Annotated in this window: 19 protein-coding genes; 8 read left to right on the top strand and 11 right to left on the bottom strand. The window is 72.5% G+C overall.

Features of this window, described 5'->3' with window-relative positions; translation table 11 throughout:
* Positions 1–196 precede the first annotated feature (196 nt).
* From ABT354_RS07795 to ABT354_RS07785, 3 genes are all read left to right on the top strand, one after another.
* The gene (locus ABT354_RS07795; RefSeq protein WP_351490454.1) at positions 197–3,148 is read left to right on the top strand and encodes a lysylphosphatidylglycerol synthase domain-containing protein; all 2,952 of its coding nucleotides are present in this window, start codon (positions 197–199) and stop codon (positions 3,146–3,148) included.
* A 165-nt stretch (positions 3,149–3,313) separates the two neighbouring features.
* On the top strand, positions 3,314–4,921 hold the full coding sequence (locus ABT354_RS07790; protein ID WP_351490451.1) for an alpha/beta hydrolase: 1,608 nt from the start codon (positions 3,314–3,316) through the stop codon (positions 4,919–4,921).
* Between the two features lie 140 nt (positions 4,922–5,061).
* On the top strand, positions 5,062–6,600 hold the full coding sequence (locus ABT354_RS07785; RefSeq protein WP_351490449.1) for an alpha/beta hydrolase: 1,539 nt from the start codon (positions 5,062–5,064) through the stop codon (positions 6,598–6,600).
* Between the two features lie 154 nt (positions 6,601–6,754).
* Here the strand turns inward: ABT354_RS07785 and moeZ are convergent, their stop codons facing one another.
* The 10 genes from moeZ to ABT354_RS07735 form a co-directional block, all read right to left on the bottom strand.
* On the bottom strand, positions 6,755–7,933 hold the full coding sequence (gene moeZ / locus ABT354_RS07780; protein WP_351490446.1) for an adenylyltransferase/sulfurtransferase MoeZ: 1,179 nt from the start codon (positions 7,931–7,933) through the stop codon (positions 6,755–6,757).
* A 63-nt stretch (positions 7,934–7,996) separates the two neighbouring features.
* A complete protein-coding gene (locus ABT354_RS07775) occupies positions 7,997–8,899 on the bottom strand; it encodes a spherulation-specific family 4 protein (RefSeq protein WP_351490444.1) in 903 nt (300 codons plus the stop codon).
* Positions 8,887–9,855, bottom strand: a complete 969-nt coding sequence (locus tag ABT354_RS07770; RefSeq protein ID WP_351490442.1) for an NAD-dependent epimerase/dehydratase family protein — start codon at positions 9,853–9,855, stop codon at positions 8,887–8,889. The genes ABT354_RS07775 and ABT354_RS07770 overlap by 13 nt, the downstream gene beginning before the upstream one ends.
* 880 nt (positions 9,856–10,735) lie before the next feature.
* Positions 10,736–12,607 carry a dipeptide ABC transporter ATP-binding protein gene (locus tag ABT354_RS07765; RefSeq protein ID WP_351490440.1) on the bottom strand — a complete coding sequence of 624 codons (1,872 nt, stop codon included), beginning with the start codon at positions 12,605–12,607 and terminating at the stop codon, positions 10,736–10,738.
* Positions 12,604–13,593, bottom strand: a complete 990-nt coding sequence (locus ABT354_RS07760) for an ABC transporter permease (RefSeq protein ID WP_351490438.1) — start codon at positions 13,591–13,593, stop codon at positions 12,604–12,606. Before ABT354_RS07760 ends, ABT354_RS07765 begins: the two co-directional genes overlap by 4 nt.
* Entirely contained in the window at positions 13,590–14,732 is a 1,143-nt protein-coding gene (locus ABT354_RS07755; RefSeq protein ID WP_351490436.1) for an ABC transporter permease, read from the bottom strand. The genes ABT354_RS07760 and ABT354_RS07755 overlap by 4 nt, the downstream gene beginning before the upstream one ends.
* On the bottom strand, positions 14,729–16,456 hold the full coding sequence (locus tag ABT354_RS07750) for an ABC transporter substrate-binding protein (RefSeq protein ID WP_351490434.1): 1,728 nt from the start codon (positions 16,454–16,456) through the stop codon (positions 14,729–14,731). Before ABT354_RS07750 ends, ABT354_RS07755 begins: the two co-directional genes overlap by 4 nt.
* A 369-nt stretch (positions 16,457–16,825) precedes the next feature.
* A complete protein-coding gene (locus ABT354_RS07745) occupies positions 16,826–16,921 on the bottom strand; it encodes an Ms4533A family Cys-rich leader peptide (RefSeq protein WP_351490432.1) in 96 nt (31 codons plus the stop codon).
* Between the two features lie 126 nt (positions 16,922–17,047).
* On the bottom strand, positions 17,048–18,451 hold the full coding sequence (locus tag ABT354_RS07740) for a DUF3152 domain-containing protein (RefSeq protein WP_351490430.1): 1,404 nt from the start codon (positions 18,449–18,451) through the stop codon (positions 17,048–17,050).
* 9 nt (positions 18,452–18,460) lie between these two features.
* The gene (locus tag ABT354_RS07735; protein WP_351490428.1) at positions 18,461–19,468 is read right to left on the bottom strand and encodes an alpha/beta fold hydrolase; all 1,008 of its coding nucleotides are present in this window, start codon (positions 19,466–19,468) and stop codon (positions 18,461–18,463) included.
* Between the two features lie 187 nt (positions 19,469–19,655).
* Here ABT354_RS07735 and ABT354_RS07730 point away from each other — a divergent pair, with 187 nt between their 5' ends.
* From ABT354_RS07730 to ABT354_RS07715, 4 genes are all read left to right on the top strand, one after another.
* Positions 19,656–19,985, top strand: coding sequence for an Rv3202a family protein (locus tag ABT354_RS07730; RefSeq protein WP_351490426.1), 330 nt, complete (start codon positions 19,656–19,658; stop codon positions 19,983–19,985).
* A gap of 147 nt (positions 19,986–20,132) precedes the next feature.
* Positions 20,133–20,789: a TetR/AcrR family transcriptional regulator gene (locus ABT354_RS07725; protein WP_351490424.1), complete on the top strand. Its 657-nt coding sequence runs from the start codon at positions 20,133–20,135 to the stop codon at positions 20,787–20,789.
* A gap of 187 nt (positions 20,790–20,976) precedes the next feature.
* The gene (locus ABT354_RS07720; protein WP_351490422.1) at positions 20,977–21,204 is read left to right on the top strand and encodes a DUF3107 domain-containing protein; all 228 of its coding nucleotides are present in this window, start codon (positions 20,977–20,979) and stop codon (positions 21,202–21,204) included.
* A gap of 260 nt (positions 21,205–21,464) precedes the next feature.
* Positions 21,465–21,734 carry a hypothetical protein gene (locus ABT354_RS07715; protein ID WP_351490419.1) on the top strand — a complete coding sequence of 90 codons (270 nt, stop codon included), beginning with the start codon at positions 21,465–21,467 and terminating at the stop codon, positions 21,732–21,734.
* 98 nt (positions 21,735–21,832) lie between these two features.
* Here the strand turns inward: ABT354_RS07715 and ABT354_RS07710 are convergent, their stop codons facing one another.
* Positions 21,833–22,594 (bottom strand): ferritin-like fold-containing protein, encoded by a 762-nt coding sequence (locus ABT354_RS07710; protein ID WP_351490418.1) that lies wholly within the window; start codon positions 22,592–22,594, stop codon positions 21,833–21,835.
* Between the two features lie 548 nt (positions 22,595–23,142).
* Here ABT354_RS07710 and ABT354_RS07705 point away from each other — a divergent pair.
* The coding region (locus ABT354_RS07705; protein WP_351490417.1) for a DEAD/DEAH box helicase at positions 23,143–25,065 on the top strand (1,923 nt) is incomplete at its 3' end.

Below are 25,065 nucleotides of genomic sequence, written 5' to 3'. Positions count from 1 at the left end.
GACAGCCCCGGAACCCTGTGGACAACCGTGCGGTGCAGAATGGATTTCACCGGCCGAAGCAGCTGATCGCAGACTGTCGTACCGAACCGCGTCGCCCCCTGAGTCCCCCGACGGCTCTCCGGTCGTGCCACCATCGTGCGGGCGGTGACTGGTGATCCGAGATCAAGACGAGACCGAGACGGCGAAGGAGCAGGGCGTGCAGCCAGGCAGGCAGGCGGGCACCCCTGAGGCCGAACCGCGGACGGAGAGGGTCTCCCTGGAAAAACCGGGAAACCCGGGAGGGCCGGAGAACCCAGGGAGCCCGGAGAACCCGGGGAATCCAGGAGAGCCGGGCAACCCGGGAGGGCCGGCCGAGCCGGACCGGGCCCCGGACGGACCGGAGCCGACCGACAGCGACCGGGTCTCCGGCGACGAGCCGCTGCTGGCCGCCCGGGTGCACCGCCCGTCCGACCTGCTGCGCCTGCTCACCGGCGTCCTGGCCATCGCGGTCGTGCTCGCCGTCGCCGCCTTCGCCCACGGCACCACCGCCGGGCTGGAGGAGGACATCACCAAGGGGACCGGACAGGCCCCCGATCTGCTGGTCAAGATGGCCGGACTGGTCTCCTCCATCGCCCTGCTGCTCGTCCCCATCGCCTTCGCCATCGAACGTCTGATCAAACGCGACGGGCTGCGGATCGCGGACGGTGTCCTCGCGGCGGTCCTCGCCCACGGCATCACCCTCGCCACCGACCTCTGGGTGGCCCGGGCCGCCCCCGAGAGCATCCGTGAGGCGCTCACCCAGCACCAGGGCAACGGTCTCACCGACCCCGTCCACGGCTATCTCGCACCCGTGATCGCCTATATGACCGCCGTCGGGATGGCCCGCAGACCGCGCTGGCGGGTGGTCCTGTGGGTGGTTCTGCTGCTGGACGCCTTCGCGATGCTGGTCGCCGGGTACACCACCCCGTTCTCGATCATCCTGACCGTGCTGCTGGGCTGGACGGTGGCGTACGGGACGCTCTACGCGGTGGGTACGCCCAATGTCCGCCCCACCGGGCAGACCCTGCTGGCGGGGTTGCGGCGGGTCGGCTTCCACCCCGTCACCGCGATGCGGGCCGACGAGGCGCCGGGCTCCGCCTCGCCCCTGGGACCGGCCCCCGCCACCGCCACCGCCGACGGACCACCGCAGGCCAAGGGCGGACCGGACGGACAGGACACCAAGGGCGGACAGGCCGGCAAGGGCGGCACGGACAAGAAGGACGGCAAGAAGGACGGCAAGGAGAGACGGAAGGAGCGGGGCGAGCGCGGCAGATCCGAGCAGGGCGACCGGGGCCGGCGCTATCTCGTCACCCTGGAGGACGGCCCCCCGCTCGATGTCACCGTGGTCGACCGGGAGCAGCAGGCCCAGGGCTTCTTCTACCGGGTGTGGCGCCGGCTGACCCTGCGTTCGATCACCACCCGCCGTTCGCTCCAGTCGCTGCGGCAGGCGCTGGAGCAGGAGGCGCTGCTGGCGTACGCGGCGATCTCCGCCGGGGCGAACGCCCCCAAGCTGATCGCCACCTCCGAGCTGGGCCCCGACGCGGTGATGCTCGTCTATGAGCACCTGGGTGGCCGGTCACTGGACTCCATGACCGACGACGAGATCACCGACGATGTCGTCCGCGAGTCATGGCAGCAGGTCAGAGCGCTTCAGTCGCGCCGTATCGCGCATCGCAGACTGAACGGCGAGGCCATCCTGGTGGATCGTTCCGGCAAGGTGATCCTCACCGATCTGCGCGGCGGGGAGATCGCGGCGGGCGATGTGGTGCTGCGGATGGACATCGCCCAGCTGCTCACCACCTTCGCCCTGCGGCTGGGCGCGGAGCGCGCCGTCGCCACGGCCGTGGAGGTGCTGGGGCCGGACACGGTCGCCGACTGTCTGCCGCTGCTCCAGCCGATCGCCCTGACCCGCTCCACCCGGGGCACCCTGCGCAAGCTGGCCCGGGAACGGTCCCAGCGCGAACGCGAGGCGGTCCTGGAGGCGTCGGCCGCCGCCAAGCGGGCCCGTGCCGAGAGCCGCAACGACCGCGCGGCGGACCGGAAGGCCGACCGCAAGGCGGAGCGCGCCGGAAAACAGGCGGACAAGCGCGCCATCGACGAGGCGATGGACGAGGCCCGGGAGGAGGATCCGCTCGCCCAGATCCGCCATGAGGTGCTGCGGATCCGCCCCCAGGCGCCCGTGGAGCCGGTCCGGCTGGAACGGATCAGGCCGCGCACCCTGGTCAGTCTGATCGCCGGGGCCGTCGCCGCGTACTTCCTGCTCACCACCATCGCGGGCAATGACTTCAGCACCGACTTCAGCCATGCCCACTGGGGCTGGGTGGCCGCCGCGGCGGCGTTCTCGGCGGTGAGCTATGTGGCGGCGGCGATGAGCCTGCTGGGCTTCGTCCCCGAGCGGGTGCCGTTCCCGAGGACGGTGGCGGCCCAGGTGGCCGGCTCCTTCGTCAAGATCGTCGCCCCGGCCGCGGTCGGCGGGGTCGCGCTGAACACCCGGTTCCTCCAGCGCGCGGGGGTGCGTCCGGGGCTCGCGGTGGCGAGTGTGGGCGCCTCCCAGCTCTTCGGGCTGGGGGCGCACATCATGCTGCTGCTGACCTTCGGCTATCTCACCGGCACCGAGAAGACCCCCTCGCTCAACCCCTCCCGGACCGTGATCGCCGGTCTGCTCACGGTGGCGGTGCTGGCGCTGGTGGTGACCGCCATCCCGTTCCTGCGGAAGTTCGTCTCCACCCGGCTGCGGTCGCTCTTCGCCGGGGTGGTGCCCCGCATGCTCGATGTGCTCCAGCGGCCCATGAAGCTGCTCACCGGCATCGGCGGCATGCTGATGCTGACCGGTGTCTTCGTGCTCTGCCTCGACGCCTCGGTCCGGGCCTTCAACGACGGGCACCAGCCGCTGAGCTACGCCACCCTCGCCGTGGTCTTCCTGGCGGGCAACGCCCTGGGGTCGGCGGCGCCCACGCCCGGCGGTGTGGGCGCGGTGGAGGGCGCCCTGATCCTCGGCCTGTTCGCGGCGGGGGTGCCCAAGGAGGTCGCCACGCCCGCGGTGCTGCTCTACCGGACCATGACGCTCTGGCTGCCGGTGCTGCCGGGGTGGATCTTCTTCAACCATCTGACGCGGAAGGGCGCGCTGTAGCACCCGGCGCCCTCGCGATACGCGGAGCACCGGAGCACCGGAGCACCGGAGCACCGGAGCACCGGAGCACCCGGGTGTCGCGCACGGCGGGCGCGGCGGGCGCGGCCCTCACCCGAACGGCCCCGCTCGGGGGCAGTGCCCGGCCTCCGCGCCCACGATGGAGCCATGCCCACCACGTCATCCGCCCTGCGGGCCGCCGCACTCGCCGCCTCCCTCACCGTGCTGTCGGCCGCGGGCTGCTCCGGCGGGGACGGGAACGGAAACGGCGACGGGGCCCGGGAGGGGACCTCGGCCACCGCCACCGCCACCGGAGCCGACGCGCTGAAGAGATTCACCGCCCAGGAGCCCGCGTGGCGCCCCTGTCCGCCCCCCTCCGAGGCCGAGGGCGGCGGCCCCGCCCCCTCACCGCTGCCCGGCGGGACCCCCTGGCAGTGCTCGTTCATGGAGGTCCCGCTCGACTACGCGGACCCGGGCGGCGAGACCATCGAGCTGGCCCTGATCAAGGCCCCCGCCATCGATCAGCAGAAACGTATCGGCTCGCTGATCTTCAACTTCGGCGGACCGGGCGGCTCCGGGGTCGCCGCCCTGCCCAACTTCGAGAGCGACTACGCCGATCTGCGCACCCGTTACGATCTCGTCAGCTTCGACCCGCGCGGGGTCGGCCGCAGTGTCGCCGTCGAGTGCGAGGACAACCGGCAGCTGGACGCCTTCTACGCGGCGGACGCCACCCCGGACACCCCGGCCGAGGAGCAGGAGTACCGCGACCGCCTCGCCGCGTACACGGCGGCGTGCGAGAAGAACTCCGGCACCGAGCTGCCCCATGTCGGCACCACCGACGCCGCGCGCGACCTGGATCTGATGCGCCAGGTCCTCGGGGACGACAAGCTCCACTACTTCGGGATCTCGTACGGCACCGAACTCGGCGGCGTCTACGCGCACCTCTTCCCCACCAAGGTGGGCCGCGCCGTCCTCGACGCCTCCATCGACCCGACCAAGACCGCCGAACAGTCCTCCCTGGGGCAGGCGAAGGGCTTCCAGCTCGCCTTCACCAACTTCGCCAAGGACTGTCTCTCCCGGGGCGACGAGTGCCTGCTGCCCGGCGACTCCCCCGAGGAGATCCAGGACTGGGTCGGCGAGCTGCTGGAACGGCTGGACCAGGATCCGATCCCCGGACTCGGCGACCGCGAGCTGACCCAGTCGCTGGCGATCTCCGGGATTGTGCAGACCCTCTACGCCAAGGACTTCTGGCAGTACCTGGAACAGGGCCTGGACGAGGCCGACGGCGGCAGCGGAGCGCTGCTGCTGACCTTCGCCGACCTGATGAACGGACGGGAGCAGAACGGCCACTACGACAACAGCATGGCCGCACTGACCGCGATCACCTGCGCCGACTACCGGGACCGCTACTCCCTGGCGCAGACGAAGGCGCGCCTGCCGCAGTTCCGCGAGGCCTCCCCGCTCTTCGGCGAATCCCTCGGCTGGGGGCTGATGAGCTGCGACGGCTGGCCCGTCCGGGGCGAGTGGACCCACCCCGACGTCCGGGCCCCCGGCGCCGCCCCGATGGTGGTCATCGGCGCCACCGGGGACCCCGCGACGCCCTATGAGGGAGCGCGGGCGATGGCCGACGCGCTGGGCTCCGGCGTGGGCGTGCTGATCACCTACAAGGGCGAGGGGCACGGCGCGTACAACGGCGGCAACACCTGTGTCCGGGACGCGGTGAACAACTATCTGCTGGACGGTACGGTGCCGCGCTCGGGCACCGTCTGCTCCTGACCCTCCTGGCCGGCCCACGGCCCGACCCGACGGCGTGTCGTGGCGCCCGCCCCAGGCGGCCAAGGGCGCTGTCGGTGCCCCTGCTTAGGATGGCGGTGGAGTACGGAGTCGACGAGGTACCGGAAGTCTGGGGGCGGCAGATGACGACGAGGGTACGGGTGGGTGCCCTGGCCGCCGCGCTGGTGCTGCTGGCGGGAGCCGCAGGATGCAGTGGCGGCGACAGCGGCGACGGCGACCGTGAACGCCGCACGGAAGGATCCGGGCGCACCGGGCAGAGCGCCGCGGGCGACCTCGACTGGAAGCGCTGCGAGGCCCCGACGACCGCGCACGGCAGCGGGGCCGAGCGGCCCGGGGACCGCTGGCAGTGCGCCTCGCTCCCGGTCCCCCTCGTCCATGACGACCCCTCGAAGGGCACCGTCGACATCGCCCTGATCCGGGCGAAGGCCAAGGGGTCCGGTGCGCGCATCGGCTCCCTGCTCTTCAACTTCGGGGGCCCCGGGGGCTCCGGAGTGGCCACCCTGCCGCTCTCGGCCTCCCAGTTCGCCACGTTGAACGGCCGGTACGACCTGATCGGCTTCGACCCGCGCGGAGTGGCCGACAGCTCCGCCGTGGTCTGCCGGGGCAGTGCGGAGACCGAGAGGGCCCACCGGATCGACCACACCCCGGACACCGCCGCCGCGCAGCGGACCTACCTCGATGTCGCCCGTGCCTTCGGCGCCGGCTGCGCCGAGCGCTCCGGCCGGATCCTCCCCCATGTCGGCACGGAGAGCGCGGCCCGGGACATGGATCTGATCCGGGCGGCCCTCGGCGACGACAAGCTGCACTACCTGGGCTTCTCGTACGGCACCGAGCTGGGCGCGGTCTATGCCCACCACTTCCCCCAGCGGGTCGGACGGCTGGTGCTGGACGGAGTGGTCGACCCCACCGCCGACTTCGTGGGCGGGGCGCGCAATCAGGTCGTCGGCTTCCAGCGGGCCCTGGAGAACTACTTCGCCGACCGGGGCGTCGGCGCGCGCGAGGGCACCGACCGGATCGTGCGGCTGCTGAAGCGGATCGACGCGGCGCCGCTGGAGACCGGCACCGACCGGAAGCTCACCGAGAGCCTCGCCCTCACCGGCATCATCCTGCCGCTCTACTCGGAGGACAGCTGGCCGCAGCTGACCGAGGCGCTGGCGGCGGCGGAGGACGGCGACGGCTCCGATCTGCTGACCCTGGCCGACGCGTACAACAACCGCGACAGCGAGGGCGAGTACTCCCCGCAGGACCACGCACAGCGCGCCATATCCTGCGCGGACAGCAAGGGCCGGGTCACCGCCGAGCAGGTCAGGTCCCGCTATCTGGCCGACTTCACCGAGGTGTCCCCGGTCTTCGGCCCCTATCTCGCCTGGGACCTGGCCGGATGGTGTGCCGACTGGCCGGTGGAGGGCGCCTGGGACACACCCGAGGTCTCCGCGAAGGGCGCGGCGCCGATCCTGGTCGTGGGCACCACCGGTGACTCGGCCACCCCGTACGAGGGGGCGAAGCGGATGGCGGACGAGCTGGGCGAGGGTGTGGGAGTGCTGCTCACCAACAAGGGCGACACCCATGGCGCGTACGGCACCTCGGAGTGCACGACGCGGGCGATCGACGACTACCTGCTCCGGGGCAAGACCCCGAAGAACGGCACGACCTGCTCCTGAGCAGGAGCAGGAGCGGAAGCGGGAACAGAAGCGGAAGCGGAAGCGGAAGCGGAAGCGGAAGCGGGTCCGATACGGCGATGGCGGGCCCGCTGACACGCGGACCCGCCCTCGGGTGGGGTGTCCGGTCCGGAACCCCGGACCGGTGCACCGGCGATCAGTAGACGGGCTTGTCCGGCTCGATCTGGTGGACCCAGCCGATCACACCGCCGCCGACATGGACCGCGTCCGCGAAGCCCGCCGACTTCAGCACGGCGAGGACCTCCGCACTCCGGATGCCCGTCTTGCAGTGCAGGACGATCTTCTTGTCCTGCGGCAGCCGCTCCAGCGCGGTGCCCATCAGGAACTCGTTCTTCGGGATCAGGGTCGCGCCCGGGATGGAGACGATCTCGTACTCGTTCACCTCACGGACATCGATGATCTCGATGTTCTCGCCTTCGTCGATCCACTCCTTGAGCTGCTTGGGAGTGATCGTGGAACCGGCCGCCGCCTGCTGGGCCTCCTCGGAGACGACTCCGCAGAACGCCTCGTAGTCGATCAGCTCGGTGACGGTGGGGTTCTCGCCGCAGACGGCGCAGTCGGGGTCCTTGCGGACCTTGACCTGGCGGTACTGCATCTCCAGGGCGTCGTAGATCATCAGTCGCCCGACCAGCGGGTCGCCGACCCCGGTCAGGACCTTGATCGCCTCGGTGACCTGGATGGAGCCGATGGAGGCGCAGAGCACTCCCAGCACACCGCCCTCGGCGCAGCTGGGGACCATGCCCGGCGGCGGGGGCTCGGGGTAGAGGCAGCGGTAGCAGGGGCCGTACTCGGACCAGAAGACGGAGGCCTGGCCGTCGAAGCGGTAGATGGAGCCCCAGACATACGGCTTGTTCAGCAGCACACAGGCGTCGTTGACCAGATAGCGGGTGGCGAAGTTGTCGGTGCCGTCCACGATCAGGTCGTACTGGCTGAAGATCTCCATCACGTTCTCGGCTTCGAGCCGTTCGGTGTGGAGCACCACCTCGACGTACGGGTTGATGCCGAGGACCGAGTCCCGGGCGGACTCGGCCTTGGGGCGGCCGATGTCGGCCTGGCTGTGGATGATCTGCCGCTGGAGGTTGGACTCGTCGACCTCGTCGAACTCCACGATGCCGAGGGTGCCGACTCCCGCCGCGGCCAGGTACATCAGGGCCGGGGAGCCGAGGCCGCCGGCCCCCACACAGAGCACCTTGGCGTTCTTGAGCCGCTTCTGTCCGCCCATCCCGACATCCGGGATGATCAGGTGGCGGGAGTACCGGCGGACCTCGTCAACGGTCAGCTCATCTGCTGGCTCGACCAGGGGTGGCAGCGACACGGGGACTCCGTAGCGTCGATAAATCAGTACGGTTGTTCCCTGGTAACACTGCCACGCGTCCCCTCATTCCGAGACACCTGGTCCGATCCGCGAGACGATTTCGTCCCAGTAGCCGGGCAGCGTCTCATAGGCCCCGATCTGGACTCTTTGCCACTTTCCATCCTGGTTCAGGCGCCTGTCCGGGTCCGGACAGCTGTCCTGGTCGGGGCAGCTGTCCGGGCATCTGTCCGGATCCTGGACGGCGGTACGGGCCCGGCCGGACCGGGCCGGTCGGCCGCCCCGGTCGAGCCGGCCCGCGCGGTCGGTGAAGAAGATGGTCCCGGCGCCCTGCCAGCGGGCGATCCGGGTGGCCTCCTCCAGCCTCTTGCGCGGCACCCCGTGGACGAAGTGGGCGAACCGCTCCGGGGGATGGTCGGCGGTCCACTCGGGCGCCTGCGACCAGCGGTAGTCCGTCCACGGCCCGGAGAACGTCACCAGCTGGTCGGCGGCCTCGGCATACCCCGGCCAGGGATGGGTGCCCTGGCCGAGGACCACATGGCCGCCCTCGACCACCTCCTTGAGGGTCGCCACCGTCCGCCGGACCCCCGCCAGCCGGGGGCGGTCGACGGGGCAGCGGTCCAGCAGAAAGCCGCCGACCCGGTACCACTGGGCGTAGCGCCGGGCCTCCACCACCAGCTCGGCGAAGGGGCGGGCGCCCCCGGCCAGATCGAGATGGCCGAGGACGCGGACACCGGCATTGTTGAGCCGTCCGACCGCGGCGAGACAGTGCGGGTCCGGGCGGTCGCCGGGACCGCCGGGACCGCCGGAGACGGTGAGCACCACCCAGTGGAGCGGGGTGCCGGGCCGGGCGAGTTCGGCCCATTCCACCGGGGCCAGCAGGGGGTGGGCGTAGCCGGGGATCCCGAAGCCGAGACGCTCGGCGCCGGTCGCGGAGAGCGCGGCGCCGGCGGCGGTCAGATGCGGCATGCCGCCTCCATCCAGATATCCGCGAGGGACTCCTCCAGATTGATCCGGGGCCGCCAGCCCAACCGGTCGCGGGCGGTGCGGACATCGGCCTGCTGCCAGCTGCCGCAGCCGTCGGGGTAGGGCACCGGGGTCGCCGCGAGATGGTCGAGCATGGACTCGGAGCGCTGCGCCCCGATGCCGTGCACGACGGCGCGGCCCGGCGGGGTGTCCAGCTCATGGAGGGCCCCCGCGTATCCGGCCACCCGGGCGAGGGTGGCGGCGGCGTCCCGGAGCCGGACCGCGCGTCCCGTACCGATGTTGACCACGCCCTGGGCGGCGGAGAGCGAGGCGGCGTGCACGGCGCGGGCGACATCGCGGACGTCCACGAAGTCGCGCTGGACGCCGAGGCCGCTGAGTTTCAGCTCGCCGTCGCCGGACTGCATGGCGCGGCGCATGGCCTCGGCGAGCCGCCCCAGCGGGGATCCGGCGGGGGTGCCGGGGCCGACCGGGGAGAAGACCCGCAGGACGACGGCGTCGAGGCCGGAGCCCAGGACGAGTTCGGTGGCGGCGAGCTTGCTGACGCCGTAGGGGCCGCCGGGCCGGGGGACGGCGTCCTCGGCCGTGGAGGAGCCCTGCTGGGAGGGCCCGTACTCGGAGGAGCAGCCGACCTGCACCAGCCGGGCGCCGCAGCCGCTGCGGCGCAGGGCCTCGCAGACGGTGGCGACGGCGACGGTGTTGTGCCGGGTCAGTTCGCGGGCGCCGCCCCGGGTGGCCCCGGCGCAGTTGATGACCACACCGGGGTGAACGGCGCTGAGGAAGCGGGTGAGCGCTCCGGGGCTGCCTCCGGCGAGGTCGAAACGGACATCGGCGTCGTCGCCGCGGCCGAGGGCGGTGAGATGGACCGCCGGGTCGGCGAGGAGCCGGTCGGCGACGAATCGCCCCAGGAAGCCATTGGCTCCGAGCAGCAGCACCCTCATCGCGCGGTCCCTCGGTCGCGGGGCGCGGTGGCCCGGGTCGGGTGGGTCATCAGGTCGTCTCCTCCGTGGAATCGTTGTGGCTGCCGTGGTCTCCGGGTGCCGGGATCCGCCCCGTGGGGGCGGGGGCGGAGCCGGGCGTCTGGTCGGTCGGCGGCATGCGCCGGTGGGGCATGCGTCGGGGTGTCATAGGGGCGCCCGCACCCCGCAGAAGCGTTTGGCCGCCCGGACGGGACACCTCCACGCGCGAGACCGCGGGAGACACGGGGCACCTCCACGCGGGAGACGGCGGATCCGGGTGCTTCGGCGCGGGGCATGCGGGGACCCGGCACGCCTGTACGGGGCACGCCCACGCGGGGACCGTCGGGCCCGGGGGTGTCCGGGTGGGGCGTGGGCGGGTGGGGCGTGCGCCCCTTGCGCTCCGGCCTCCGCTCCGCGCCGGGAGGGCGGGCGGCCGGGGGGAGCGCGCCGGTGGTGCCGGTGGCGGGCCGGGCGGGAGGGGCGAGAGGGGCGGGTGCGAGGAGCCCGGAGCTGTACGGCGCGAGCCCGCGCACAAGCCGCTCACAAGGGATCGCGCGATACGGGCCGGAACGCCCCGCAGTCGAGACGTCACTGAACGTGAGTGGTCCGATCCGCACCGAGTACACCCCCGATCGTCCGATCCCCCACTGGGGAGGCCGCCGTTGTCCCGTGTGACCCGCGGCGCAAAGACCGTAAGCCGGTACGGCGGTGGCGCGATGGACGGTTGTCCGTCGCGCCACCGGAAGGGGTGAATGCTCGTGACTTTCGACCCGGGGTAGCGTTCTGTCCGGCTAAAGGGACACAGCGTTACCCGAACGGGCGGTACCGCCGGCCCGCTTGTACGGATCGGACGGCGGCCGGATCAGGCTGCGGCCGGATCCGCCCGGCGTGCGCGCCGGGCGCGGGCGGCCCGGGGGTCCGGGCTGGGCACGGCGGCGAGCAGCGACCGGGTGTACGGGTCGCGGGGCGCGCCGTACACCTGGTCCACCGGGCCCTCCTCCACGATCCGGCCCTGGTGCATCACGGCGACCCGGTCGCTGATCTGCCGGACCACGGCCAGGTCATGGGCGATGAAGACCAGGGTCAGACCGAGGTCCCGGCGCAGTTCCCGGAGGAGTTCCACGATCTGCGCCTGGGTGGTGACATCGAGCGCGGAGACGGGTTCGTCGCAGACGACGATCCTCGGCTCGGCGACCAGCGCGCGGGCGATGCCGACGCGCTGGCGCTGGCCGCCGCTGAACTCGTGCGGATGGCTGCCGTACCGGCCGGGGTCGAGTCCGACCCGCTCCAGGGCCGTTCCGACCCGCCGTCTGATCTCCCGTTCGTCGCGGTGTCCGGCCGCCCGGAGCGGGTCGGCGATGGACTCGCCGATGGAGCGGCGGGGGTTGAGCGAGGCCACCGGGTCCTGGAAGACCATCTGGAGTTCCCGGCGGAAGGGCCGCAGCGCCCGTTCGGGGAGCGCGCCGATCTCCCGTCCGGCGTACTCGATCCGTCCGGCGGTGGGTTCGGTGAGGCGGACCAGAAGGCGGCCGAGGGTGGTCTTCCCGCTGCCGCTCTCGCCGACGACGCCGAGGGTCTCCCCGGCGGTGAGGGTGAGGTCGACCCCGTCGAGGGCGACGGTCCGGCCCCGGCCCCGGCCGAACTCCTTGCGCAGACCGGTGACGGTGAGCAGGGGGGCACCCGTGGCGTCCTCGGGGGGCACGGGACCCGGCCCGGATACGGATACGGATACGGGTACGGGTACGGGTACGGGCACCGACGCGGGCACAGGTACCGGCACGGGTGCTGGCACCGGCGCGGGCCCGGGGGCCGGCGCGGGCCCGGGGGCCGGGTCCAGTCTCGGCACCGCCGCCAGCAGCGCGCGGGTGTACTCCGCCCCCGGCTCCGTCAGCACCCGTTCGACCGGCCCGTGCTCGACGCCCCGGCCGTCCCTCATCACCAGCACCTCGTCCACGCTCTGCGCCGCCACCGCCACATCGTGGGTGACCAGCAGCAGCCCCGTCCCGGTCTCCTCCCGCAGCTCGTGCAGGAGATCGAGGATCTGCGCCTGGACGGTCACATCGAGCGCGGTCGTCGGCTCGTCCGCGACCAGCAGCCGGGGCGCGCAGGCGAGGGCCATCGCGATGAGCACCCGCTGGCGCATCCCCCCGCTGAACTCATGCGGCCGGGAGCGTGCCCGGCGGGCCGCGTCCGGGATGCCGACCCGTTCGAGCACCTCGACGGCGCGGGCCCGCGCGGCCCGCCGCGAGGCCCGGGTGTGCACCCGGTACACCTCGGCGATCTGGCCGCCCACCGGGTAGTAGGGGTCCAGCGCGGAGAGCGGGTCCTGGAAGACCATGGCCGCCACCCCGCCGCGCAGGGCGCGCAGTTCCCGGGGGCCCGCCGTGGCCGGATCCGTACCGTCGACGCGTACCGTGCCCGAGATCCGGGCGCCGGTGCCCCGGTGGAGGCCGAGGAGCGCGCCCGCGACCGTACTCTTGCCGCTGCCGGACTCCCCCACCAGGGCGAGCGCGCCGCCCGGCGGAAGGGTGAACGACAGCCCGTCGACCGCGCGGACCCCCGTACCGTCCGCGCCCGGGAACTCCACGACGAGATCCCGGACCCGGACGAGCGCCCGATCCCGCTCCCGTACCTCCGGCGAGGACTCCCGTACCTCCGGTGGGTGCTCCGGTACCTCCGGTGGGTGCTCCGGCGTCTCCGGTGTCGTGGGCCGGATCAGGCCATCGGTCGTCATGACAGCACCACCCTTCGGTCGGCGGCGGCGTAGAGCAGATCCGCGAGGAGGTTCGCCAGGACCACCGCCGTACCGATCACCAGCACCACACCCACCACCACCGGAAGGTCGATCACCTTCACCCCGTCGATCAGCGTCTTGCCGAGACCGGGGATGCCGAACAGCGACTCGGTGAGCACCGCGCCGCCGAACATCGTGCCCACGTCGAGCGCGCTGAGCGCGATCACGGGCGGTACCGCACCGCGCAGCGCGTGCCGGGTGACGATCGCCCGTTCGCCGACGCCATACGCGCGGAAGGTCCGGATATGGTCCTCGGCCAGGGTCTCCAGGGTGGAACCCCGGGTGAGCCGGGCGTACTTCGCGGACTCGAAGAGACCGAGCGTCACCCAGGGGAGCAGCAGATTCCACGCCCATTGCTCGGGGCTCACGGTGAAGGGCACATAGCTGGGGAAGGGCAGCCAGCGCAGATAGGCGCAGACGGCCATGAGCAGCAGCAGCCCCAGGATGAAGACGGGCATTCCGGTCGCCGCGAGGGTGAGCACGGTCAGCGCGCGCTCGGTGATCCCGCCCCGGCGCAGCGCGGAGAGGAGCCCGATGCCCACCCCGGCGACCAGCCAGATCACCAGGGCGCCGAGGGCGAGCGAGGCGGTGGCCGGCAGCCGTTCCAGGATCAGCCGGGTGACCTCCTGGTCGCTCTGGTACGAGAGGCCGAGGCAGGGTGCCGAGCAGTGGCGTACGGAGGTGCCGGTGCTGTAGTCCCGTCCGGTGACGATGCCCTGGAGGAAGTGGAGGTACTGGGTGACCACCGAACGGTCGAGTCCGAGGGTCTCCCGGACCTGGGCGATCTGCTGCGGGGAGCAGCGTTCGCCGCAGGCGAGCCGGGCGGGGTCGCCGGGGGCCAGATAGAAGAGGCCGTAGACGAGGACCGAGAGGGTCAGCAGGACGAGCAGGGCGCCGCCGGTCCTTCGGAGCAGGAAGAGGGTCATGACAGGGCCTTCTCGCGGGGTTCGCGGGGCTCAGCGGGGGCCGCAGGGGCCAGGGGGGCCTCGGGTGCCACCGGTGCCTCGGGAGCCTCGGGGGCCGCACCGGGACCGGAGGTACGGGAGCGGATGCCCCGGCGCCCGGTCCGCCGCTCCCGCCGGGTGCCGACGCCGAGCCGGCTCGCCTCCCGGGGGTCGAGCGCGGTGCGCACGGCGTCGCCGAGGACGGTGAACGCCAGCACCGTGACGAAGAGGAGCCCCGCCGGGAGCAGGACATACATCGGATCCGCCCGGAACCAGGTCTGCGCGCTCGACAGCATCTGCCCCCAGGAGGGGGTCGGCGGGGTCACCCCGACACCGAGGAAGGAGAGCGACGCCTCGACCACGATATTGGCGGGCAGCAGCACCGCCGCATAGGTGATCACGGGTGCGCCCAGCGCGGGCAGGAGTTCGCGGCGGGCGACCCGGACGGGCCCATGGCCGCTCAGCCGGGCGGCGGCGACATGGTCCAGCCGCTTCAGGGTGAGGGTCTGCGCCCGGACGATCCTGGCCGTGCCGCCCCAGCCCAGCGCGCCGATCAGCAGGATCAGCAGCAGCGGGCGGGGGAAGTCGGCGGGGACGACGGCGGTGAGGGCGATCCCGACCACCAGCATCGGCAGCGCGACCAGCACATCGCCCACCCGGCTGAGCAGGGAGTCGAGGAACCGGCCGCCCAGTCCGGCGGCGAGGCCGACGGCGACCCCCAGGGAGATCTGCACCGCGGTGGCGCCGACGGCCACCAGCAGGGAGATCCGGGCGCCGTGGAGGAGCCGGGCGAGGAGATCCCGTCCGGTACCGGGCTCCACCCCCAGCCAGTGGTCCGCGCCGACCCCGCCGAAGGGGCCGACCGGAACGCCGCCGCGCGCGGAGTCGACCAGGTCGTCGTGGTACGTGTACGGGTCCTGCCCGGTCACCGCGGTGATCAGGGGGGCGGCCACGGCGAGCAGGATCAGCAGGGCGAGGACCCCCGCCGAGATCAGCGCGGCGGGGCGGCGGGCGAGGCCGGTGGCGACCCTGCGGAGGGTTCCGTACCGGGCCGGGGCCCCGGGCGGGGGCGTGTGCGCGCCCCCGCCCGGGTGTCCCGCTACGGGGTCGGCGCCGCTCACTTGACGGCGACCTGCGAGATGTCGAGGACACCGGTCCAGTCGCTGATCACGATGTTCTTGACGTCCTTGCCGTACAGCCGCTTGTAGACCGGGTGGAAGAGCGGCACATCCAGGGCCAGTCGGCCGATCCGCTCGTCCAGGGCGCCCCAGCGCCGGGCGGCGGCGTCGAGGTCGGTCAGCTTGTTGATCTCGTCGATCTCCTTGTTGACCGCCGGGTCGTTCAGCTGGGCGTGGTTGTAGTTGGAGCCGTCCTTCACGATCTGCCGGCCGTCGAAGATCGGCGCCAGGAAGGGGGCGCCGGAGGGCCAGTCGGCGCCCCAGCGGGAGAGGAAGAAGCCGGGGGTCTTCTTGGCGTCCCAGCGGGCCTCGTTGAAGGCGTTGCTCTCCAGACCCTGGAGCTTGACGGTGATCCCGGCCTTCTTGAGGGCCTCCTGGACGGCGGTGGCGACCTCGGGGCTGGTCTGGCGGTTCTGCTCGGTGGAGTGGGTCAGGGTGATGGTGAGCTTCTCCCGGCCCGCCTCCTTGAGCAGCTGCCGCGCCTTCGCCGGGTCGCCGGTGGCCCCGGCCGGGAAGTGGTCGTAGGGCCGGTGGCCGAACGCCTTCTTCTCGGGGAGGAAGGTGGTGGCGGGCTCGGCGAGCGCGGAGCCGCCCGCCGCGTTGATGACGCTGGTGCGGTTGATGGCGTACGAGATCGCCTGGCGCACCTTGGCGTTGTCGAAGGGCTTCACCTTCGGGTTGAAGGCGAGGTAGTTGATGTAGCCGAAGCGGCCGGTGCCGACGCGGGAGGCCAGCTCCTTGTCGTCGCCGACGCGGGCCAGCTCGGCGGGGCCGAGGTTGGTGTCGGTGGTGACGGCGGCGGCGTCCGCCCCGGTGCCGGTGGCGAGCCGCTGGTTGATGACGGCGGCGTCGAGTCCGGAGCGGACGTCGATGGTGTCGGGGTACGCCTTGCGCTCCGGGTCGGTCTTCGCGGACCAGTGCGGGTTGCGCTCCAGGAGCAGCCGCTCGCCGTCGCTCTCGTTGCGGACGACCCGGTACGGGCCGGAGGAGACCGGGCGCTCCTCGTACCGGGTGCCGGTGTCCTTGGCGCGCGGTACGGGGGTGAACTGCGTCTGGGTGGCGAGATAGGGGAACTCGCCCTCCGGCTTGCGCAGCTTGAAGACGATGGTGCGGTCGTCGGGGGTGACGATGGAGTCGAGACCCTTCTTGCCCTTACGGGTGAAGGGGCCCTCGTAGGTGCTGCCGCCGATGAGCCAGTCCCGCAGATAGGGGGCGCCGCCGGAGAGTTCGGCGGCGAAGGAGCGCTCCACGCCGTACTTGATGTCCGCCGAGGTGATGGGGGTGCCGTCCTCGTACTTCACCCCCTCCTTCAGGGTGAACGTCCACTCGGTGGCGTCGGCGTTGGGGCGGCCGGTGTCGGTGGCGAGGTCGGGGACGACCTTGGTGCCGGCGGCGCCGTCCTCGCGGTCGCGGGTGGTGAGGGTGCGGAAGACCAGGGAGGGGACGTTGCCGCCGCCGGAGGTGTAGAGCCGGGCGGGGTCGAAGTCGGTCTGGGGGGCGGCGTTGAGCACGGTGAGGGTGCCGCCCTTGCGGGGCTTGCCCTGGTCGCCGGAGTCGCCACGGGGTTCGGCGTCCTGCGGTCCGGCGCAGGCGGCGGCGCCGGAGACCAGGACGACGCTGATGGCTGCCGCCGCCACGCGGCGGGATATGACGGACCGTCGACGCATGAAAGAAAGACCTCTCCACATACCGATGAACACGGTGAAAGAACAAGGGGAAATACGCTGAGGAGATGAGATGTCCGCACGCGGGCGGCAGCGGATTCCGCTCGATACCGGTCGATGTCCGTACCCGTCGAAGGACCGGCCGGGGCCGGTCAGGGCCGGTCGGGGCCGGTCGAAGGGTCGATCGGGGCCGGTCGAAGGGTCGATCGGACTACCGGATCGAAGTACCGGATCAGAGGATCGGCCCGGGGACCGGCCGTACGCCGGAGGAGATCACCACGGGAAGGAGCCGCGCCTGCGGGCAGGGGCGCCGGACGCGGTCAGGGAGAAGATGTCCCGCTCGGGGACGGACGACACGCGCTCGGGCGGACGTCAGCGACAGTGAATGTCGGCCACACTGTGCCCGGTCACGCCGATCAGCGCCAGCTCATAGGCGGCGCGGAGGGCGGCGGAAGGGCGGTGCGACATGCCGAGAAATATGGCCGACCCCTGCACCGATGTCAAAGCCATCGGATCGGATCGTGAGACGGCCGTCCCGGAATCCGGCTGGAACCGGATACCGGGAAAGGGGGGCGGGCGAGCGCCCCCGGACGGTCAACTCCCGGGATACGGCCAGGGGTTGGGGCGGCACTTGATGCCATTGATCTTCAGCCATTTCGTCTGCTGCTGCATCACCGGGGCGAGCGCCCCCTCGGTGGCGCAGTTCACATGGCCGTGCCCGAGCCGATGCCCGACCTCGTGGTTGATGAGCATCTGACGGTAGGCGTGCATCGCCTTCGGACCATAGGTCTCCGAGCCGCGCGCCCAGCGGAAGGCATTGATCATCACCCGGTCGGTGGCCGCGGAATCACAACTGACCTTGTAGATGGAGGTGTCCAGACCGGATTTCTCGCACCACACATCGGTGGTTCCCGGACTGGCGAGCGTCACCACGAACGCCGCCTGACCCGAGGAGATCCGCTCGAAGGTCATGGCGCCCTTGTGGGCCCAGCTGCGCTCGTCGTTGAGGGTGCGCTGAACGGCTTTGGCGAAAAGGATGCCATCGAGTCCGAGGCCCTTTTCCACATCCACCCGATAACGGATCGTGCGGCCCTTTCCCGGGGCCCGGTCGAATCCGGCGACCGCCTCGAATTCCCCGTCGGCGGTCAGCTCCCGGTCGATGGGGTACTGCCGGTCCATCAGCTCCCCGTAGGTGGGGGGCGGCGCCGAATCACCGGCGGCCACGGGGGCCCGCTTGGACTGCGCGGGCTCCACCGGGGTGTCCCGCTCGGGGCGGTCCTCACCGGTGGTGGAGGTACCGGCGCCCCGGTCGCGCTCCTCGGCGACCTGCCCGGAGACCACGACGGCGAGCACGGCGGTCACGGCGGCGGCGGCGAGCCCGGTGACGGTGCGGCCCTTGCCGCCGGAGCGGACCCGGCTCGCGCCGCCGCCCCCGTCGCGCGGGCCGGGGACCGAGGGCCCGGAGCCCGGCGACGGCGGTACGCCCCCGGAACCGGCGGGACCGGACGGGACGGACGGATCGGGCCGGCCGGCGGGACCGGCCGGGCCGGGCCGGGTGGCGGGGGCGGTGTCGAAGCGGGCGGTGGGGGTGGCGGGGGCGGCGTCGAACGCCTCCACGAACTCCCGGCGCGGGCCGGGTATCCGGGCCGCCGCGCCCCGCGCCTGGTGCCGCCGCGCGGCCCTGCCGCCGGTCTCGTCCTGCTCGGGGTGGCCGCCGCGCGCGGGGGCCGTGTCCGGTCCCGTCGACCCGTACCCGCCGTGCCCGCCCTGCGTCTGAGTGTCCCGATGCGCGGGGTGTCCGGGGTGTACGGGGTGATCAGGGTGTACGGGGTGCGTCTGCGGCGCCTCGTACCCCCGGTGGCCACCGTCACCCTGGTACCCGCTGTCCCCTGGATACCCGCTGTCCCCCGGGTATCCGGGATCGCCCGGCGGGAGCGCGGCGCCGGAGTCCGTCTCCGCGCCCCGGCGGGCGGGGCCTTTACGGCTGTGTCGTCCCACGGGCTCCGATCAGCTCCTAGCGGTGTCGTCGAGCAGTTCGCGGACGGCCCGCGCGACCGCTTCGGGATACTCCATCATCGCCACATGCCCCGCGTCCGGCAGCGTCACCAGCCGGGAGTCCCGGAAGGCCACGGCGGCGCGGCTCGCCATGCGGTACGAGACCAGCCGGTCACGCCCCCCGTACACCAGCAGCGTGGGCGCGAGCACCCGCTCGGCCTGCCGCCACAGATTGTGCTGTCCCCCCAGCGTGTACGCGTCGACGATACCCCGCGCCGAACGGCCCATCGCCTCCCAGAAATACGGGAGTCGGCTGCGGCGCTCCATCTCCTCGATCGCCGCGCGCAGCCCTTCCTCGGAGACCCGGGTGGGGTCCCCGTAGATCAGGGCTATGACCGCGTGGGCCCGCCGCTCGGGTGTCCAGTCACGGGTCATCCGGCCGAAGAGCCGGGCCACCCCGGGCACCCCCAGCAGCCCGGTGGGTACGGCGCTGCGCTGCACCCGCAGCTCGGGCAGGGCGGGCGAGACCAGGGTGAGGGTGCGCACCAGATCCGGGCGGACGGCGGCGACCCGGGTGGCGACCGCTCCGCCCAGCGAGTTCCCGAGCAGATGCACGGGGCCGTCGCCGGCGGTGTCGAGCAGACGGATCACCGCACGGGCGTGGGCGGTGATCGAGTAGTTGCCGTCGGCGGGCGGCGGGGAGGCCCCGAAACCGGGCAGGTCGACGGCGCGGCCGTCGACCCGGTCGGCGAGGAGCGGCATCAGCTGGGACCAGTTCCGGGAGGAGCCGCCGAGGCCGTGCACATAGAGGGCGGGCGGCAGCCCCGGGCGCCTGGGCGGCCGGGAACGCACGGTGAGCGTCACCCCGGGAAGCGTGGGGAGCGTCACGGAGCGCAGCTCCTCCCCCTCCGCGACCCGCGCGGTGGCCGATTCAGCGGCCGGCTCGGCGGCCGATCCGATGGCCCGCTCGGCGGCCGTCGCGGCGACGGCGGCGCCCGTGTCTCGCTCGGTCGACGACATGGCCGCAATGTTACGAGACCATCACACCGCGAATCGTGTGTTCGGCGTCACACATCGCATAGCGCCCTGGTTCATCAGCTTCTACGCTCGACAGTAAGGCCGCATTCCCGGGCCGCTGACAGGATTCACCGGCCGGGACGGGCGGTGGAAGGGATGAGACCCGACGCTTCAGGGAAAGCGGTGCCGTATGGCTGTCGATCCCAGCGATCCGGATACCTTCGAGGAGTTCGATCGGACCACGCAGAACACACCGAACGCGCGGAACGGAGAGAACGGCGGCGAGAACGACGGAGAGAACAGGGCGAACGCGGCGGGCGACCGGAACGGCACGGCGGCACGGCCGGCGGCCGGGGCGCCGGACGAGGAGGTGCCCGAGGCCGACGCCGTCGAGCAGCGCACCGAGGTGACGCCGCAGGACGACGGTCCTCCGGCACATATCGATTCGGACACCGCGAACGAGGCGGACGCTCTGGAACAGGCACGTATCGTCGGTCTGGATGAGGACGACTATCGGTGACCTGCCCCTCTTTGCCCCCGAATAGGGAGTTATCGCGGGTGTCCGATCCGTGAAATTCTGCGTCGGCGGCGCGCACGCCAGGGTTACCCAAAAGTACGATGGCGGGCGCGGCGCACAGCGCGCACGGAACGAAATTTGGGAGGCGGCGTGACAGCCATCGAGCAGACAGAGGCAGCGCGCCCGCGGGGCACGCGTCTGCCGCGCCGAGCCCGTAGGAACCAGCTCCTGGGCGCCGCCCAGGAGGTCTTTGTGGCACAGGGCTACCACGCGGCGGCGATGGATGACATCGCCGAGCGCGCCGGAGTCAGCAAGCCGGTCCTCTACCAGCACTTCCCGGGCAAGCTGGAGCTGTATCTGGCCCTGCTCGACCAGCACTGCGAGGCACTGCTCCAGGGGGTGCGCACCGCGCTGGCGTCCACCACGGACAACAAGCAGCGGGTGGCGGCCACCATGGACGCCTACTTCGCCTATGTGGAGGACGAGGGCGGGGCCTTCCGGCTGGTCTTCGAGTCCGATCTCACCAATGAGCCCGCGGTGCGCGAGCGGGTCGACCGGGTCTCCCTCCAGTGCGCGGAGGCGATCTCGGAGGTGATCGCCGAGGACACCGGGCTCTCCAAGGAGGAGTCCATGCTGCTCGCCGTGGGGCTGGGCGGGGTGTCCCAGGTGGTGGCCCGGTACTGGCTCTCCAGCGGCTCCGCGATCCCCCGGGACACGGCGGTGCACCTGCTGACCTCCCTGGCGTGGCGCGGCATCGCCGGCTTTCCGCTGCACGGCGTCGACCTGCACCCCGACAACCAGCCCTGACCTCGGATCCGGGCCGCGCACCGGCCCCGGCGGGCCGCCGGGGCGGGCGGTCGTGCCCGGTCGCGGGGGCGTGTTCGCTCCTGGCGTTCCCCTGGGCGGCTTTCCGTACCGTCCGCCCGACTAGTGTGTGCGGGGTAAACGGCGCGGCCGACCGCGCAACGCACCGACCGTTCGGAGGGACATAGCCGTGGAGGTCAAGATCGGGGTGCTGCACACGCCTCGGGAGATCGTTCTGGAGAGCGGGGAGTCCGCCGAGGAAGTCGAGCGCGTCGTGGGCGAGGCGCTGGCCGGCAAGACGCCGCTCCTCAGCCTCACGGACGAGAAGGGCCGCAAGGTCCTGGTCCCGGCGGACCGGATCGCCTACATCGAGATCGGTGAGCCCGCCACGCGGCGGGTGGGCTTCGGCGCGCTGTAACGGCGCTGGAGCGCCGCCCCCGGGGCGGCAGCACGGCCGGGGCCGGACGGATCACTTCCGTCCGGCCCCGGCCGTTCTTCTGTGCCCGGGGCCGGGCCCGGAGTTCCTCCGGTGTGCCCGGGGCCGGGGCCGGAGTTCCCCAAGGCCGGGGCCCGGAGTTCCTCCGGTGTTCACCGCCCCAGAGGGTTGCGCTCCGTAGCTACCGGGTAGTACGGGCTGTGACGACCCCACCCTCTCCCGTGTCCGCGAGGTGATCAGCCGTGCTGTTCTCAGTGCTCGCTCCGGTTCTGCTGGGCCTCGCCCTGGCCTGGGCCGCCGACCGCCGGCTCGCCGCCAGGCTGCCGGCCCGCCCCCTGGTCTATCTCACCGGCCCGCTGGGCGCGCTCTTCGGTACCTGGGTGGCCGGTGCCTCCCTCGGCCCGGGGCATGTCCTGGGCTCGCTGACGGGGGCGACGCTCTTCGGCGGGGTACTGCTCTCCCTGCTGCTGCGGCCACCGGCGCGCCGGCTGCGCGGGGTCCTCCCCCACTGAGCCGTCCGCCGGGAGCCACGCGGGTGTGCGGGGAGCCGGGGCCCGGGGCGGCCGGGAGGCCACCGCGGACCACGACGGGCGGGTACGGGGGAGTGGGATCAGGCCGCGAGGCCCAGGGCGGCCATCCGCTGGGTGTGCGCCTTGGTGATCCGGTTGAACATCTGGCCGACCTCGGCGAGGTCGAAACCGTCCGCCACCCCGCCGACCAGCATGGTCGAGAGGGCGTCACGCTCCGCCACGACCCGCTGGGCCTGGGAGAGGGCCTCCCCCATCAGCCTGCGCGCCCACAGCGCGAGCCGTCCGCCCACCCGGGGGTCGGCCTCGATGGCGGCATGGACCTTCTCGACCGCGAAATTGCCGTGGCCGGTGTCGTCCAGCACCGCCAGCACCAGGGCGCGGGTGTCGGAGTCCAGACGGGCGGCGACCTCCCGGTAGAAGTCGCTGGCGATCGAATCGCCGACATAGGCCTTGACCAGGCCCTCCAGCCAGTCCGACGGCGCGGTCTGGCGGTGGAAGTCGTCCAGCGCGCGGGCGAAGGGCGCCATGGCCGCGGTCGGGTCGGCGTCGATCGCGGTGAGCCGGTCCCGCAACCGCTCGAAGTGGTGGAACTCCGCGGTGGCCATCTTCGCCAGCTCCGCCTTGTCACCGAGGGTCGGAGCGAGCTTGGCGTCGTCGGCGAGCCGCTCGAAGGCGGCCAGCTCGCCATAGGCGAGCGCGCCCAGAAGATCCACCACCGCGGCGCGGTAGTGCGGCTCGGCCGAAGCGGTCTCCCAGTCCTGGGCGGCGATCCCGGTGGGTACGGCGGGTGCGGTGCTCCTGCCGGGCCCGGTGGGGCCGGCGGCGTTGTCAGGCGTCTCCATGAAGCGCACAATAGCCCGCCGACCCCCCGCGGCAATGGCCTGGTCAACCCGGCCAGGGGCTCTCCCGGGCGGGTCCGCCGTCCCGCTTCCCAGGAAATCGCCCAACACACATGCGCGAATCCGGGGTACAGTGGTAATGCGCCCGCTGAGCGTTTTTTGATTCTCGGTGGGCGTCGCAGTGTTTGACCGAGGGATTTTTTTTCCTTCGACCCCTTGAGGATGCCCGGTCGGTGACACGATCGGCTCCGAACCGACCGCCCTCCGAGCGGTCCGTGCGCCACTTCGCGCGCACGACCGCGGATGAGGGGCCCCCTCAGCGGTACGACGGCTTGAGCGACGGCAGAGGTCCCGCGCCATCCGGCCACCCACGGCCGGCCCGTTACCCGGGCGCGACAGGACCCCCATCTCGTTCGCCTCGCGCCGCGTCTCACAGAAGAGGCAACACCCTGACTACGCAGCACATGACTTTCCGGGATCTCGGAATCCTCCCCGAGACCGCCGAGGCTCTGGAAGCCGTCGGCATTCTGTCCCCGTTCCCCATTCAGGAGATGACGCTTCCCGTCGCGCTCTCCGGCACCGATGTGATCGGCCAGGCCAAGACGGGCACCGGCAAGACCCTCGGTTTTGGTCTGCCGCTGCTGGAGCGCGTCACCGTCCCCGCGGACGTCGAGGCCGGCCGGGCCCGTCCCGACCAGCTCTCCGAGGCTCCCCAGGCGCTGGTGGTCGTCCCCACCCGTGAGCTGTGCACCCAGGTCACCAATGATCTGCTGACCGCCGGAAAGGTCCGCAATGTGCGGGTCCTGGCGATCTACGGCGGCCGGGCGTACGAGCCCCAGGTGGAGGCGCTCCGCAAGGGCGTCGACGTGATCGTCGGCACCCCGGGCCGGCTGCTCGACCTCGCGGGCCAGAAGAAGCTCGACCTGTCGCAGGTGCGGGCACTGGTCCTCGACGAGGCCGACGAGATGCTCGACCTCGGCTTCCTCCCCGATGTCGAGAAGATCATCCAGCTGCTGCCCGCCAAGCGGCAGACGATGCTCTTCTCGGCGACGATGCCGGGCGCGGTCATCGGCCTCGCCCGCCGCTACATGACGCAGCCCACCCACATCCGCGCCACCGCGCCGGACGACGAGGGTGCGACGGTCGCCAACATCACCCAGCGGGTCTACCGCGCCCACTCCATGGACAAGCCGGAGATGGTCGCCCGGATCCTCCAGGCCGATGGCCGGGGGCTGGCGATGATCTTCTGCCGCACCAAGCGGACCGCGGCGGACATCGCCGACCAGCTCGCGCGCCGGGGCTTCGCCTCGGGCGCGGTCCACGGCGACCTGGGGCAGGGCGCCCGCGAGCAGGCGCTGCGCGCCTTCCGCAACGGCAAGGTCGACGTGCTGGTCTGCACCGATGTCGCCGCGCGCGGTATCGATGTCGAGGGTGTCACCCACGTCATCAACTACCAGTCGCCCGAGGACGAGAAGACCTATCTCCACCGGGTCGGCCGTACCGGCCGCGCCGGGGCCTCCGGCACCGCGGTCACGCTGGTGGACTGGGACGACATCCCCCGCTGGCAGCTGATCAACAAGGCGCTGGACCTCAAGTTCCCCGACCCCGTCGAGACGTACTCCACCTCGCCGCACCTCTTCGAGGAGCTGAGCATCCCGGCGGGCACGAAGGGTGTCCTGCCGCGTGCCGAGCGCACCCGGGCGGGCCTCGCGGCCGAGGAGCTGGAGGACCTGGGCGAGACCGGGGGCCGGGGTCGTCGCGGCGGACCGCGTGAGGCACGCGAGACCCGTGAGACCCGTGAGACCCGCGAGGAGCGTCCGGCGACGCCGCGCACCCCGCGTCAGCGCCGCCGCACCCGTGGTGGCGGCAGCGCGGCACCGTCGGCGGCTCCGGAGGCCCGGGGTTCCCTCGACGCCACGGCGCCCTCGGCACCGGCCGCGGAGGAGACCGGGACGCGTACGCCCCGGCGCCGTCGCCGTACCCGCGCGGGTGCCCCCGGCATCCCGGGCGCCACGGCCCCGGTCGTGGCGCAGTCCTCGGCCCCGGCGGAGACGGTCGTGGAGACCATGACCCGCCCGGCGGCGGAGACGCTGCCGCAGCAGTCCGCGCCGGAGACCGTCGCGGAGGAGAAGGCGCCGCGCCGTCGCCGTACGCGTGCGGTCAAGGCCGTCGAGACGGTGGAGGCCCCCGCGCCCGCCGCCGTGGAGACGCCGGAGGCCGTGGCCGAGGTCGTGGCCGAGGCCGTGACCAAGCCCCGTCGCACCCGCAGGACCGCGGCCGCCAAGGTGGTCGAGGCGGCGGAGGCCATCGTGGCTACGGAGGCCGCTGAGGTCGCTGAGGCCGAGGCGAAGCCGCGTCGCACCCGCAGGACGGCCGCCGCCAAGGCGGTCGAGACCGCGGAGGGCACCGAGGCCGCCGAGACCGTGGCCGAGGTCAAGCCGCGCCGGACCCGCAAGACCGCCGCCGCCAAGGCT

This window comes from Streptomyces sp. NPDC000594 (genome assembly GCF_040299965.1).
Classification (GTDB): Bacteria; Actinomycetota; Actinomycetes; order Streptomycetales; family Streptomycetaceae; genus Streptomyces.
Note: the sequence above shows the minus strand (reverse complement) of the source record. Positions and strands in the feature narration are given on the sequence as shown.